This is a genomic window from Paenibacillus sp. FSL P4-0113 (assembly GCF_038009305.1).
In the GTDB taxonomy this organism is placed as follows: Bacteria; Bacillota; Bacilli; order Paenibacillales; family Paenibacillaceae; genus Paenibacillus; species Paenibacillus polymyxa_D.
Genome location: NZ_JBBPAZ010000001.1, coordinates 380255 through 393129, shown reverse-complemented (window position 1 = coordinate 393129; position 12875 = coordinate 380255). Strand labels below are relative to the sequence as shown.

The window sequence follows — 12875 nt, the reverse complement described above, 5'->3', positions numbered from 1 at the left end:
GTGAGGGCTTAATATCAGCTTAAAGTTACTCTATACAGCAGCCTTAGAATTCTTCCAAAACCTTGAATTTGTCTCCATGAATCTTATCCAGGTGATCCTCTCCCCAGTAGCATAAATGGTCTAGCGCGGGTTTTAATCCCCAGCCGTAGTCCGTTAACTCATACTCTACTTTAGGAGGGATTTCATTATAAACCTTTCGTGTAACGATCTCATCCTTTTCTAGGCCTCTGAGCTGAGTGGTCAGCATTTTTTGTGTAATGCCGGGTATTAACCGACGAAACTCAGACGTTCGTTTCCGTCCTGTCATCAGATGGTAGATAATTAAAGGCTTCCATTTCCCTCCCATCACCTCTAAAGCGGCTTCCACTCCAACTTGATACTTCTTTTGAACCCTATTTTTTGTCTGTTCAGTCATTTCTTAATCCTCCTTTAGAAGGCTTCGTTTGCTCAGAACAACCCATCACTTCAATTCATTACTCAGATCAGTTTCTAGGGAATCTATCTAGGGCACTTCCATGTTCCTATGGCACCTGTATCATCCTATAGAACTTAGAAGTGCGTACTTCCAGATTATTTTTCTACTGTATATAATAGCATCAAGCATTGAGCATTCCTAGAAGTAAGCTATTGAGAAAGGTAGTGAAGAAGCATGAAAGTATTAACCGTTGTTTCACACCCGAGAAAAGATTCCTTGACCTTTAAGGTTGCTGATCGTTTCGTACAGGGTCTTGCCGATGCAGGCCACGATTATGAGATATTAGATTTGCATGGGATTGGTTTTGATCCTATTTTAAAAGGAGTAGATGAACCGGATTTGACAGTTGCGGAACAGTCCTTTTCCCCTGAAGTAGAAATGGAAATAAGGCGGATGAAGGAGCATGATGCATTGGCATTTATTTTTCCACTTTGGTGGTGGAATTTGCCAGCTATGCTGAAGGGTTATATTGACCGTGTATGGAACAATGGGTTTGCGTACGGTTCGAATCACCTGCATCATCAGCATATCTTGTGGCTTGGCTTGGCCGGCGTTTCGAAAGAACAGTTGAAAAAGCGTAACTATGATGAAATGATTACTCATTTGCTGAATGTGGGAATTGCAGATTATTGCGGAGTTTCCAATTCCAAGGTTGAATTCTTAGATGAGACCCTGAGTTCAAATTCCGGTCATTTTGTAATGCTGCTGGACCAAGCTTATCACTTTGGTTTGAATTATGGCAAGGATTAGGCTTTATTTACAATCCCCTCCGACACGAAGGCCGGAAATCCTAACAGAATGCGAGAAAGAATTATCTTTCCGCAAGGAGACCTAAGTAGTAACGCGAAAAAAGACGTTAACCCAGCCATATTTTGCATGGACAGGGGTAAGCGTCTTTTCATTATTCTGCATTTAACTAGCTTTCGACAGCAAGTAAAGGAAATAAGGGGTAACCAGTATGGTGATAATAATTCCGGTTGGAATATCTGCACCAAAGCTTATCGTCCGAGTAAGTGTGTCAGCAATCAAAATGACGAGTGCACCAACTAATGCTGTCGTAGGTAGCAATAGCTTATGATTGGGCCCTACTAGCTTGCGCGCTAGATGGGGACTGACCATGCCTACAAAAAAGAAATTCCCTCCAAGTGCCACGCTACCAGAAGCGAGCGCAACGGCAGCAATCGTCAAGCCGATAAACTCCCTTTTAATTGCTACACCGAGGCCCGATGCTGTCTGATTCCCCAAATTCAACGTATTGAGTGTGTTAGACCTGTAAAAAACGTAAAAACAGATGATAAACACCCACGGGAGCAGCACCATAATATAGCTCCAGTCGTCCCCCCACAGGTCTCCAGCCTGCCATCTCAGAGCAAAGTCATACTGTTGCTTGTCTAGCCGGAGTGTCAACATCAGAGATAATGCGCTGTAGCCACTCCCCATAGCGACACCGGTTAAAATTAGGCCTGTAGGCGAGATGTCTCTTCCCCGCCTGAAAGCAAACATAAAAATCAAGAAAGCTGCCGTGAGGCCGCCTGCAAAAGCTAACCCTGGAAGAAGAATCGGCGATAGCAATCCTTCACTAGCGAACAACGTAATATACATAAGTACAAATAGCCCCGAGCCTGAGCTGATGCCGAGTGTCCCGGGACTGGCCATGTCGTTTTTGAGCAAGCTTTGCATGATACAGCCTGATATCCCCATGCCAATACCTACCAATATAGAAAGCACAATACGTGGCAGTCGAAAGTCAAACACGATCAGGTTCTGTTTGCTCGTTCCTTCGCCCATGATGACCTTGAAAACTTCGAGTGGAGAAAGGTTCATTTTCCCAACATTCATACTGAGTATAGCCACTAACAGCGTCAGCACTACTAACAGTAAAATAATGCTAATACCCCTGCTATTGCGGGACAGCTTCAACTAAACTCCCTCCTTTGCTTGCGCACAAGGTAGAGAAAATAGGGTACGCCCACCAAGGCAAAAATAATGCCAAGGGGTGTTTCGTGAGGGCGATTGATCAGTCGTCCAAGTAAATCCGCTGCCAACAGAAAGACTGCTCCATACAAAGCTGAGGCCGGGATAATATACCGATAATCCGTTCCGACCAGATGGCGCATAATGTGTGGCACGATCAAACCCACGAAGCCAACAGGACCGACCACAATTACCGATAATCCTGTTAGAATTAATACAATTAGGGTTGAAAACAACTTAATCCTATTGGCACGAATACCCAAGCCTGATGCTACATCCTCCCCGAAGCTCAAAATCGTAATTGAGGGAGAAAGCGCGATGGCACAGACCAAACCCACTACAAACAGTGGAGCAATGAAAGCTAGTTCACCCCACTTGGCACTGGCTGTACCACCAGCAGACCAGTAATCAAGGGCTTGGCCAATCTCATACTTAATAGCGATAAACGTACTAAATGCACCAAAAAGCATGGAGATGGACATTCCTGCCAGTACCAGTCGCTGAGGCGTCATGCCTCGCTTGCCTATAGATGCGATGTAATACGTAATGCCCGTAGTGATTGCTGCACCTAGGCAAGAATACAGCATGGTTTCTCCGTAGGTGCGACCAGGCAAAAAGGCCATACATAACGCAATAGCAAATGTCGAGCCTGAGCTTATGCCAATGAGTCCCGAATCCGCTAGTGGATTACGAGTGGTTCCCTGCATAATCGCCCCACACACAGCCAAGCTACACCCTACCATGATATCTGCCACGGTGCGTGGAAACCGCAAGGTGTGAATAATCTGATGTTCCGTAATGTAGGGATCAAACTGAAATATAGCCCCCCACGCCAGCTTCAAGCTCATTTCAGCAGCACCAAAGGTAATGGATGCTGCGGTAACCACCAGAAGCAGGAACACGCCCACGATCATGCAGCCTATAAAATGAAATATTCCTTTTTTATTTGGTTCTTTGTGAGTAGACATCGATTACACCCTTAGTTGGTCAATTATGCATCATTACTTCGTCTGTTCCAGCAATTTGCTAATCATATAATCTAGCTGTCCCGTCATACTAGCAACGTCCGAATAATAGAACAGTCCTGCATATTTCGCTGGAATTTCGATGATATGTCCGTTTTTAACGGCTGGAATGCTGCTCCAGATTTTTGTCTTCGCATATTCGGATTCCTTGCCTTCCTGCTTAAACCAAAGGACATAATCTCCAAAGTATTCAGCAGCTACCTCGTAGGATAAAGAACCACGATTCTCTCCGGAGTTTTTAACCAATGTGTTGAGCTTTTCCGGTTTGTGAAGTCCAAGATAATTGTAAAGCAACGTTCCTCCGCGTGAGCCTGTTTCATAATAAATTCCGTAGGAGCCACTGCCCCAGTCCTCGAAAATGCTAAACGTTTTGTCCTTGAATATGTCGGAATTTAGTTTTTCTTTGGCCTGACTCAGCTTGCTTTCAAACAGTGAAATCACTTTGTCCGCTTCTGCTTCATGTCCTGTGGCCTGACCAAGAAATTTCAAACGTTCTAGGGAGGTCATTTTATCCTCAGGTATCACAAGAACAGGCGCAATTTTAGACAGCTTATCATAATCCTTTGTATCATATGTAATGATAAGATCAGGATCATACTTCATAATTCCCTCAGTTTCCCACTTTTCAATATTGGGGACGTCGTTAAACTTATCGTAAAAAGGCATCGTTTCTTGTTTCCACCCCATGACTGCGGCCGGCTTAATCCCTAGTGTAAATACATCACCAACATACCAGTTCACGACTACCCGTTGAGGATTAGCGGGCACCTTCACATCTCCTTTTACCGTAGAGACTGTACGTGTATCAGAATCACTGCTTACCTCTTCCTTCGTGGACGACGCGGATTTAGCAGATGAATCAGACGAGCTGCCAGCATTCCCACAACCTGAAATAACGAAAATCACTACGAATAGTGCACATAAAATCATGTGAAACTTCTTGTTCATCATACGATGCATGTTGCAAATCTCCTTTGAAATATAGTAAGTGCAAAGCATACTTAAAATTAATGATATTGATAATCATTATCACTGATATAAAATTGTAAATTTCACCTCACTGATTGTCAACTGTTTCTTGTTTTGTTTTACTTTAATGGGTTCTCCAGTGTTGCTCTTCTATTCGCTTCATGCCATTCCTGATAGATTCCTCCAATTTCATAAAATGCTTTGTTCATTGAAGTTGTCAGCTCCTTCATGATCTCCTTTGTATATTTTAAATGAGTATTTATGTTATCCACTTTATATTTGCGAAGCAGATTCAGATGGGCAATGATGTGAATTGTATCTTCGATGATCCAATAAATCACATCCTCTTCCTCTTTCGTAAGCTTGTTCAGCATCTGTATGCCTCTTTCATACATTTGGAGCGTATAACCCCGCTTGCTCACTTGCACATACGGACTCAGATCATCATAAAAATCCGTACAGAAAGGTCGTCTTACATATTGCTCATACTGCTCTTCATATATTGAAGTTTGTTCAAGCAGTTTAATCGTCATATCTATGAGTTCTTGTTCGCTATATATTTTTTTCATCAGATTTTCCCTTCCCTCTCTCTACTAAATAAATTCAAGTCATATGGACGAAAGCATCGGCTATTCTATGGGTAGTGGTATCCCTGATGTTCAATGGAACGTACGCGCTCGCAGCTTCAGCAACATCAACGTTTATCGTTACGTTTCAACAAGCAACCTTGGTATACAACGATCACGTAGGCACGATTAGGCCATTGCTGTCCAGGTGGCAGGTCAATCCATTAGTGAAGGTAACAGCGTAAAGGCCTCCTCCGTTTCTGCCAAAGGTTCTACCGTTAAGCTAAAAGTGACGATAATAGAATGCTAAAAAATAGACCGTCACTCCCAGGAGCAGCGGTCTTCATATTTACAAGTCGCGGTAACTGGGCAGGTACCATTTCGGTATATAGGATTGAAAGTCATCATATGCCTCCAATACCTCTTCAGCTCGTTGCACCATATCGTCTACCTCTTCTTTGCCAAATGGAATGGCCCAGTGGATCGATGAAAGCTGATTGCTTGCAATATACAGAGCCATTAATCTAAAAAATAAATCAGGTACATTGTTATTAAAATAACCGTGGATTCGGCCCGAAGCGAATAAAGGACTTAATGCTGCACACCAGGTAATTCTATTGAATTCTTCCCAAGGATCACCATAGTCCATTCTATTAAAATCGATGATACCCAGTTCACCAGATGGGGTAACCACCATATTGCCCACATGATAATCCCCATGCTGAAATGTTTGAGGACGATTTTCTAATAGATGACGGTTTTGCTCAATAAAGCTTATGGCTTGATCTGCTCCCTTTAAGAAAATACCGCATGACTTATAGTTTGTAATATACCTGTTGATTTTGCCATTATAATGCTCAGCCCATGGGACTCGATCTGGCTCTGCATGAATCTCATGCATTTTTTTCAATGCATCTCCCGCTTGAACTCCAAGTTGATACTGTTGTGCTGCAGCTAACGTGGGGATCATCTCTTCAGCATCTTTCCCTTCGATCCAGGTGAACAAGGAATATACAGATTGACCCTCATGACAAAGCCCAAATTCAAGCGGCCGGGACATGAACAGATTCTCCACGTGATTCAGCTTTTTTACAGCTTCAAACTCGCGTTTCTTTTTATCATAATGAACCATATCCGCCATTCTTAGCAGCAAGTCTCTACCATCAGTGGTTCGAATATAATATTTTTTGTCACTGGACCAGCCTCTATGAATCTCTTCCACGTTGCTCCACTTGCTGGCACCCGGTATTTCACTAAAGAGTTGATTCACGCTCATCCCCCCACGTTAAAATAGCCTTACTTACTAACTTACTATATGCTTTCCATAGTTTACCTTTGAAATGACAGAGGAATCAATCTTCTTCCAGAAAAAACTCAAATAAAAAAGGCTGAAAAGACAAGCTGTCTCTTCAACCTCAATATTCACTGAGTTGCCATCGTGAACACCCATCACTTATATTATAAAATCAGTAAGAATACGAAAACTCATGTTTAAATTCGTCTACCCGTTGAATGGTTTTGAGAATATTGCGACCTTCACGTGTACCATCAATAATACGACGAGCTTGTTTACTATCCCCAATATTAATAACTTCTACTTGATGTTTTTTACCATATTCGAGCAAGCTGTCCATCAGCGGACTGTATGAACGCATACCCAAGCATACGAATCCAAGATCAAAAGGAATCTCAAACTCCTGTTCTCCATGCTTTACTTTGAAACGGTCGCTACACACTTCTGTCAAAGCTGTTTCCGTATGGACGTTCACTTCCCGCTCCTCTACCATTTTCATCATGGAGATTCGGGTAATCATATCCAGATCTTTACCGAGTAGCGGCATCATCTCAATAATGGAAACCTCTTGTGCTCCACGCTCTGCGTAATATTCGACGACATCCAGTCCCACAGCCCCGCCACCAACTACAGCAATGCGTTTACCTTCAAACTCCTGGAATTTCTCCATGTTGTGCAAAAGATCAAAGATGGAGAACACTTTTGTCCCCGGTTTGCCCAGTTGCTCATGCAAACCTGCAATAGGCGGAAGAAGTGGTATGGCCCCCGTCGCATTGACAATAATATCAGGATTCAGGGCACTAATCATCGCCAAATCGGCTCGGCTCCCTGTTACAATGTTCAGATTGGTTAACTGTTTGGTGCGTTGAATCAGATAATCAGGGAAATCATTGATGCGTGTTTTGTCTGGCAAGCGGGCAATATCACGGGCCAAACCGCCCAACTCTGGTTTCTCCTCAAAGAGGGTTACTTTGCAGCCTACTTCGGCTGCCGTACATGCTGCTTCCATCCCAGCGGTACCCCCACCGATCACAACAACCTGAACATTGTTTTTAACACGTTGTTTCCGGTATTCAGCTTCCTTGAACAGATCCGGATTTACCGTACAGCAAATCGGTTTACTTTTGGAGATACGATGATCGGCACAACCAATGTTGCAAGAGATACATTTTCTAAGCAAATGTTCGTAGCCGTTTTGCACTTTAAGCACCCAGTTCGGTTCTGCAATCAAGCCTCTACCCATTGCCAGAAGATCCGCGTCACCTCTCACCAAAATATCCTGCGCAGCCTGTGGGCTCCGAATATTACCTGAGGTCATCGTTACCTTCCCGAATTTTTCTTTTACCGCTTTGGCCATATATGAGCGCCAACCATCTGGCAGGTTCATCCCGTCAATCTGGAACTGGATGGAATCATTCAGAGCAGCAGAAACATTCAAAATATCTACCTCATCATTAAGATACTCCAATAACTCGAGTGTATCTTCCAGTGTGTTCCCACCTTCTGTGAACTCTTCCGCGCTAAAACGTAAGCAAATAGGGAAGAATGGGCCTACCACTGAACGAATTTCATCAATGACTAATCTGGCAAAACGGGTACGGTTTTCTGCACTGCCGCCAAATTCATCCGTGCGTTTATTATACATCGGCGAAAGAAACTGACTCAGCAAGTAGGAGTGTCCCGCATGAATTTCAACACAGTCAAATCCTGCTCGTTGCGCTCTTCCCGCTGCTTCTCCGTATTTGCGCACAATGGCGTAAATTTCTTCTTTTTGCAAAGGTCTTGGAATCGCTCCGCCCTTTTTAGAAGGAATATTGGAAGAAGATACAGGCTGAATTCCGTTCAGTCGTCCCGCATAAGCTGAAGCACCCGCATGGTTAATTTGTACAGAAACACAAGCTCCATAAGAGTGTAGGGCTTCTGTTAATCTAAACAGTCCGGGAATAAACTGATCGTTATCCATACGCAGCTGGGTTGTTCCGTTTGTACCCATTGGGAAATCCAGACAAACATTTTCTACTGTTATCAAGCCGGTACCACCTTTGGCCCGTTGCACGTAATAGTCAATATGATCCTGAACAAAGCTTCCGTCCATGGCAGCAAAGTTAGTTCCCATTGGGGGCATAACAATCCGATTTTTCAAGGTCATGCGTCGTATGGTTAGAGGTTCAAAGATAGCAGGATAGTGGTTCATTGTTCTTCCTCCTTGCGAGTGTACAAATTTCATGTTCAAGCTTCCATTAAAGCATTCTCATATGTGATTTATTTCACTTTTGGGAATATCGAGATGTTATTGAGTACGATCATTCCTTATGACTTGATTTTATATCATCTAATCCATAAATTCTAATGCTATTTTATGTACTAAATCATAGTTTCAATCTATAGATTAACTGGAGTTATAAATAAAATAAAAAAGGAACAATCCTGTGAGGAATGTCCCTTTGGTGTGGAAAAATCATGCTTATATTCTGGTATCCATCTACCGAGCTGTTCTTTTAAAACCGTTGGGTACACGTACCAAAATCCCTTCCCTAACGTATCTGTCCAGCAGTCCACACATTGTGGTATATCCATTTACTTCGAATAAAGGTGCGTAGGCTGAGGCTTTAGGAGAGGTATTCAGATATTTAAGGAAAAATCCTTCGTCGATGACCTGGGTATCGTAAATATAAGCCTCAATAGATGTATGCCGTTCTGGGTGATGCTCCCCAATATTCATAAACAGACAATGATCACCATGCAAATCAGCTGACCATATTCCATCAATAATCAAGTCTGTTTCTTTCTGTTCCAGCCATTCAAACTGAGTTGGGAACGGGTCGAACTCAGAAGGTCTGAATTGGTGGGTTTCGGTAGCCATTCGTTCACATAAACGCTGAGCAGATAGTGTGTATTCGTCCCACAAGCCCAGAATAGCCATATCTCTTTCATTCGAGTATTCCCACTCTTGATCCTCTTCTGTCGAAGTTGAGAACTGTGCGAGTGATTGGTCTATCCCCTTATGTCTCATTGCTGTTTTCTTTCCTCCTATCCATCACTAGAAGTGCTCCATTCAGAAACCAAAAATCCCCTGCCCGAAAAGCCGGGTGAGTCCAATGAAAGGAAACACCCCGGCTTGACGTCAAGGGAGACTTGTCTATCCGTATCAAGATTATACTTTTAAATCACCATCATAGGTGGCAATCATATTGTACAGTTCAGGACGACGGTCACGGAAAATGCCCCATTCAATCCGTCCTACTTCCAGCTCATCCAGGTCAAATTCAGCAGTAAGCACTTCTTCATCGGTACGACCCGCTTCTGCGATCTTGTTACCTTGATGTCCGGCAATAAAGGATGAACCGTAGAATGTAATACTGGAGTCTTCGTCCGTTTCAGTTCCGATCCGATTGGAAGCTATGACTGGAATCAGGTTGGAAGCCGCATGACCCAGCATGCAAGTCTGCCAGTGATCCTTGGAATCAATGGCAGAATCCTGCGGTTCCGAGCCAATAGCTGTCGGATAGAACAAAAGTTCTGCGCCCATGAGCGCCATACAGCGGGCCGCCTCAGGATACCATTGGTCCCAGCACACGCCTACCCCAATTTTGGCATAACGTGTATTCCATACTTTAAAACCGGTATCGCCCGGATTGAAATAAAATTTTTCCTCATACCCAGGACCGTCCGGGATGTGGCTTTTGCGGTATTTACCTAACACTTCACCGTCTGCGTCAATGACAGCAAGACTGTTGTAGCGCGCGTAGTTTTTCTTTTCATAAAAACTGATTGGCAGCACAACCTGTAATTCTTTGGCGATTTTCTTAAAATGGTTAACCGCTTTGTTGTGCTCCAGCTCAGTGGCATATGAATAATAATCAGACTTTTCCTTCTGGCAGAAATACGGAGTCTCGAACAACTCCTGTAGCAAAATAATTTGTGCGCCCTGCGCAGCCGCTTCACGTACTAACTTCTCTGCTTTACTAATATTTTCTTCGATATTGGTAGAGCAGCTCATTTGAGTTGCTGCAACTTTTACTTTTCTCACTTTAGTCCTCCTTTTAGATGTTGTATCGTTCAACGCTTTACAGCAGGCATCTGCTGGGTCGTACAGTGCACGTTACCGCCTTCACGGATGACCGCCATACCGTCTACAGTACGAATGGTGCGATCTGGGAATACATTTGCCAGCACTTGCTCAGCTGCAAGATCACTCTCAGCGGCAGTGCCGCCAAACACTGGCAAAATAATACCGCCATTCACAAAATAGAAGTTAATATAACTCAGTGTCAATCGGCTGTCTTCATAATCCACACGCGGCGGCTGACCGATTCGAATCACTTCCAGCTTACGGCCTTTGGCATCCGTTGCTTGCTCCAGAATGCGCAGGTTTTCCTGCGTGATTTCGTAATTTTCATCCTCAGGATCATCACACACTTGCATAATGACCTTGCCAGGAGCTGCAAAACAAGCAATATTGTCCACATGACCGTCTGTTTCGTCGCCACTAAGACCACGTTTTAGCCATATTATCTTCTCGGCACCTGTATACTCACATACATGCCGTTCAATTTCTTCTCTGCTTAATTCCGGATTTCGGTTGGAATTGAGCAAACACTCTTCGGTTGTAATCAGTGTGCCTTCGCCATCTACGTGCAGTGAGCCGCCTTCCATCACAACCGGTGCATCAAACCGTGGAACTCCAAGTTTGTCCAAAATTTGCGGTGCAACCTGGTCATCCAGGTCCCATGGGGAGTATTTGCCACCCCAGGCGTTAAACTTCCAGTTAACACCTGCCAACTGACCATGCTCGTCTGTGAGAAAAGTAGGGCCGTTATCACGCAGCCACGCATCGCTGTGCTCAATCGGCAGCAGTTCTACCCGTTCCCCAAGTTCAAGCGTCTTAACGCTTTCCAAATCTTCCGGATTTACGACCACAGTAACTGGTTCAAATTCCGCCATGGCGCGTACAATTCCGGCATAGCCCTTGCATACATCAGCATGCATATCCGGGTAAACCATTGAAGATTTTACAGGCCAAGAAATATACGTGCGTTCATGTGGCGCCCATTCAGGCGGCATCTTATAATGTGAATCCTTAATTTGCATGTATTGAAGCTCTCTTTCTTTTTCATAATGTAGACTCCGCTCCTATCATACAATAATATGATCTTTGTCTCAATCGAAGCGGAAAACTTTCAATAATTTACATTCACATTGGAGTAAATTACTTTGAAAATGTGATTGCTTTCACTGTATTCCCATCAAAATCCTTCACAGTGAATTGTGCCCCCTCCAACACACCGTAAGAGGATGGATAGTTTTCTTTTGGCAGCGAGATCGAACCGGGGTTCAGTATAAAGATCCCATTTTCCACATCCGCTACCGGAATATGAGTATGTCCCTGGATAAACACATCTCCCGCTTCTAGTGGTGGTAAATTTCCGATACTAAAGCCATGTCCGTGCGTGACATAGATTCTCCGTCCTTCATGGTATAGCAAAGCATAATCACCCATCATAGGAAACTCCAGCAGCATCTGATCCACCTCTGCATCGCAATTTCCGCGCACAGAAACCGCAATATGGGACTTGTGCTTATTCAGCAGTGCGGCGACTTCTGCCGGATTATACCCTTCTGGTAACGGATTACGTGGTCCGTGGTACATATAATCTCCGAGCAGGACAAGACGATCGGCTTTCTCCTCCCTGAACTTTTCCAGTGCCAATTGCAACCAATGCAGTGAGCCGTGAATATCTGATATAAACATCAATTTCATAATTATTCTTTCCTTTCTGAATAGGCTGAAAATATTCCACTTAAGCACATTATTGCATTATTCCCTAAACAAATCTGTGCAAAAATGTTCTTTCGTTTGGTCATACTCTTTTTAAGACAATAAACTACAGCTCCGAGTGAGCTGTAGTTTATTGTTATTCCTTTTATATTTGTACTTATCATCTTCGGTGATTTTACGGGTGACCTTGCAAGGGTTTTCAATCGCAATCACACCAGAAGGCACATTACCACCGATCCATCCTCGCTTCGCTTATTTAGATACAGAAGTCAGATTTCTTTTAAAGCTTCATTGTAGGATTCCACATGCTCACTCTTCAGAACTGAAAAGCTACTCACATTGAAATTTCCACCAAATTACCTTCTGGATCTTTAATTACGCTTTCATAATAGCCGTCACCTGTCAATCTTGGCTGACCCACTACTTCATATCCTGCATGCATGAGCTGCTCTGTCTTTTCATTCACCAGTGCTTTACTTCCAACGGAAAATGCCACATGAGCCCAGCCCGTAATATTGATCTGTGGTGAATGATCTACTCCCGTTTTACGCATAACCTCTAACCTTGCTCCATCCTCAAAGGTGATAAAATAGGACTCAAATCCTTTTGTAGCGTTATAATATTTATCGTTAGATTTTCCATCAAAATATTGCTCGTAAAAGCTCTTCATCTTTTCTAAGTCTCTCACCCAGATCGCTACATGCTCAATCTTCATTATTTTCCTCCTTCTGCAGCCCTCATAATGAAAAAATCATTAATTTATACTGGACTCAATTTTCTGTATAGTTATTAT

14 protein-coding genes are annotated in these 12875 nt (G+C 43.4%); 2 read left to right on the top strand and 12 right to left on the bottom strand.

The genetic code is table 11. The features are described 5' to 3' along the window. Positions 1–43: 43 nt before the first annotated feature. Entirely contained in the window at positions 44–415 is a 372-nt protein-coding gene (locus tag MKX46_RS01545) for a winged helix-turn-helix transcriptional regulator (protein ID WP_029515086.1), read from the bottom strand. Positions 416–649: 234 nt separating this feature from the next. Between MKX46_RS01545 and MKX46_RS01540 the strand changes: the two genes are divergently transcribed. Next, positions 650–1225 carry an NAD(P)H oxidoreductase gene (locus MKX46_RS01540; protein ID WP_029515088.1) on the top strand — a complete coding sequence of 192 codons (576 nt, stop codon included), beginning with the start codon at positions 650–652 and terminating at the stop codon, positions 1223–1225. 162 nt (positions 1226–1387) lie between these two features. On the opposite strand, the gene MKX46_RS01535 is transcribed toward MKX46_RS01540, so the two are convergent. The 4 genes from MKX46_RS01535 to MKX46_RS01520 all read right to left on the bottom strand — a co-directional run bounded on the left by MKX46_RS01535 (position 1388) and on the right by MKX46_RS01520 (position 5012). Further along, entirely contained in the window at positions 1388–2395 is a 1008-nt protein-coding gene (locus MKX46_RS01535) for a FecCD family ABC transporter permease (protein WP_029515089.1), read from the bottom strand. Beyond that, entirely contained in the window at positions 2392–3417 is a 1026-nt protein-coding gene (locus MKX46_RS01530) for a FecCD family ABC transporter permease (protein WP_069011182.1), read from the bottom strand. The genes MKX46_RS01535 and MKX46_RS01530 overlap by 4 nt, the downstream gene beginning before the upstream one ends. A gap of 33 nt (positions 3418–3450) precedes the next feature. Continuing rightward, a complete protein-coding gene (locus MKX46_RS01525) occupies positions 3451–4434 on the bottom strand; it encodes an ABC transporter substrate-binding protein (protein WP_341070799.1) in 984 nt (327 codons plus the stop codon). A gap of 128 nt (positions 4435–4562) precedes the next feature. After that, a complete protein-coding gene (locus MKX46_RS01520) occupies positions 4563–5012 on the bottom strand; it encodes an Imm63 family immunity protein (protein WP_029515094.1) in 450 nt (149 codons plus the stop codon). An 86-nt stretch (positions 5013–5098) separates the two neighbouring features. Between MKX46_RS01520 and MKX46_RS01515 the strand changes: the two genes are divergently transcribed. Further along, positions 5099–5254, top strand: a complete 156-nt coding sequence (locus MKX46_RS01515; RefSeq protein ID WP_245231687.1) for a hypothetical protein — start codon at positions 5099–5101, stop codon at positions 5252–5254. 104 nt (positions 5255–5358) lie between these two features. Here MKX46_RS01515 and MKX46_RS01510 read toward each other — a convergent pair whose 3' ends face one another. The 7 genes from MKX46_RS01510 to MKX46_RS01480 all read right to left on the bottom strand — a co-directional run bounded on the left by MKX46_RS01510 (position 5359) and on the right by MKX46_RS01480 (position 12797). Continuing rightward, the gene (locus tag MKX46_RS01510; RefSeq protein ID WP_341070798.1) at positions 5359–6279 is read right to left on the bottom strand and encodes an aminoglycoside phosphotransferase family protein; all 921 of its coding nucleotides are present in this window, start codon (positions 6277–6279) and stop codon (positions 5359–5361) included. A gap of 196 nt (positions 6280–6475) precedes the next feature. Beyond that, on the bottom strand, positions 6476–8497 hold the full coding sequence (locus tag MKX46_RS01505) for an NAD(P)/FAD-dependent oxidoreductase (RefSeq protein WP_029515097.1): 2022 nt from the start codon (positions 8495–8497) through the stop codon (positions 6476–6478). 288 nt (positions 8498–8785) lie between these two features. After that, a complete protein-coding gene (locus tag MKX46_RS01500) occupies positions 8786–9316 on the bottom strand; it encodes a hypothetical protein (protein ID WP_029515099.1) in 531 nt (176 codons plus the stop codon). 141 nt (positions 9317–9457) lie between these two features. Next, positions 9458–10333: an N-carbamoylputrescine amidase gene (aguB, locus tag MKX46_RS01495; protein WP_025721082.1), complete on the bottom strand. Its 876-nt coding sequence runs from the start codon at positions 10331–10333 to the stop codon at positions 9458–9460. A gap of 29 nt (positions 10334–10362) precedes the next feature. Continuing rightward, positions 10363–11394: an agmatine deiminase family protein gene (locus tag MKX46_RS01490; RefSeq protein WP_341070797.1), complete on the bottom strand. Its 1032-nt coding sequence runs from the start codon at positions 11392–11394 to the stop codon at positions 10363–10365. Between the two features lie 118 nt (positions 11395–11512). After that, positions 11513–12064, bottom strand: a complete 552-nt coding sequence (yfcE, locus tag MKX46_RS01485) for a phosphodiesterase (protein WP_029515104.1) — start codon at positions 12062–12064, stop codon at positions 11513–11515. A gap of 352 nt (positions 12065–12416) precedes the next feature. Beyond that, positions 12417–12797 carry a VOC family protein gene (locus MKX46_RS01480; protein ID WP_029515106.1) on the bottom strand — a complete coding sequence of 127 codons (381 nt, stop codon included), beginning with the start codon at positions 12795–12797 and terminating at the stop codon, positions 12417–12419. Between the last annotated feature and the right edge of the window lie 78 nt (positions 12798–12875).

Coding starts and splice junctions, on each gene's coding strand:
- MKX46_RS01520 (WP_029515094.1), bottom strand. CDS start 5,012: ATGAAAAAAATATATAGCGAACAAGAACTCATAGATATGACGATTAAA.
- MKX46_RS01480 (WP_029515106.1), bottom strand. CDS start 12,797: ATGAAGATTGAGCATGTAGCGATCTGGGTGAGAGACTTAGAAAAGATG.
- MKX46_RS01525 (WP_341070799.1), bottom strand. CDS start 4,434: ATGCATCGTATGATGAACAAGAAGTTTCACATGATTTTATGTGCACTA.
- MKX46_RS01505 (WP_029515097.1), bottom strand. CDS start 8,497: ATGAACCACTATCCTGCTATCTTTGAACCTCTAACCATACGACGCATG.
- MKX46_RS01545 (WP_029515086.1), bottom strand. CDS start 415: ATGACTGAACAGACAAAAAATAGGGTTCAAAAGAAGTATCAAGTTGGA.
- yfcE (WP_029515104.1), bottom strand. CDS start 12,064: ATGAAATTGATGTTTATATCAGATATTCACGGCTCACTGCATTGGTTG.
- MKX46_RS01515 (WP_245231687.1), top strand. CDS start 5,099: ATGTTCAATGGAACGTACGCGCTCGCAGCTTCAGCAACATCAACGTTT.
- MKX46_RS01490 (WP_341070797.1), bottom strand. CDS start 11,394: ATGCAAATTAAGGATTCACATTATAAGATGCCGCCTGAATGGGCGCCA.
- MKX46_RS01540 (WP_029515088.1), top strand. CDS start 650: ATGAAAGTATTAACCGTTGTTTCACACCCGAGAAAAGATTCCTTGACC.
- MKX46_RS01500 (WP_029515099.1), bottom strand. CDS start 9,316: ATGAGACATAAGGGGATAGACCAATCACTCGCACAGTTCTCAACTTCG.
- MKX46_RS01530 (WP_069011182.1), bottom strand. CDS start 3,417: ATGTCTACTCACAAAGAACCAAATAAAAAAGGAATATTTCATTTTATA.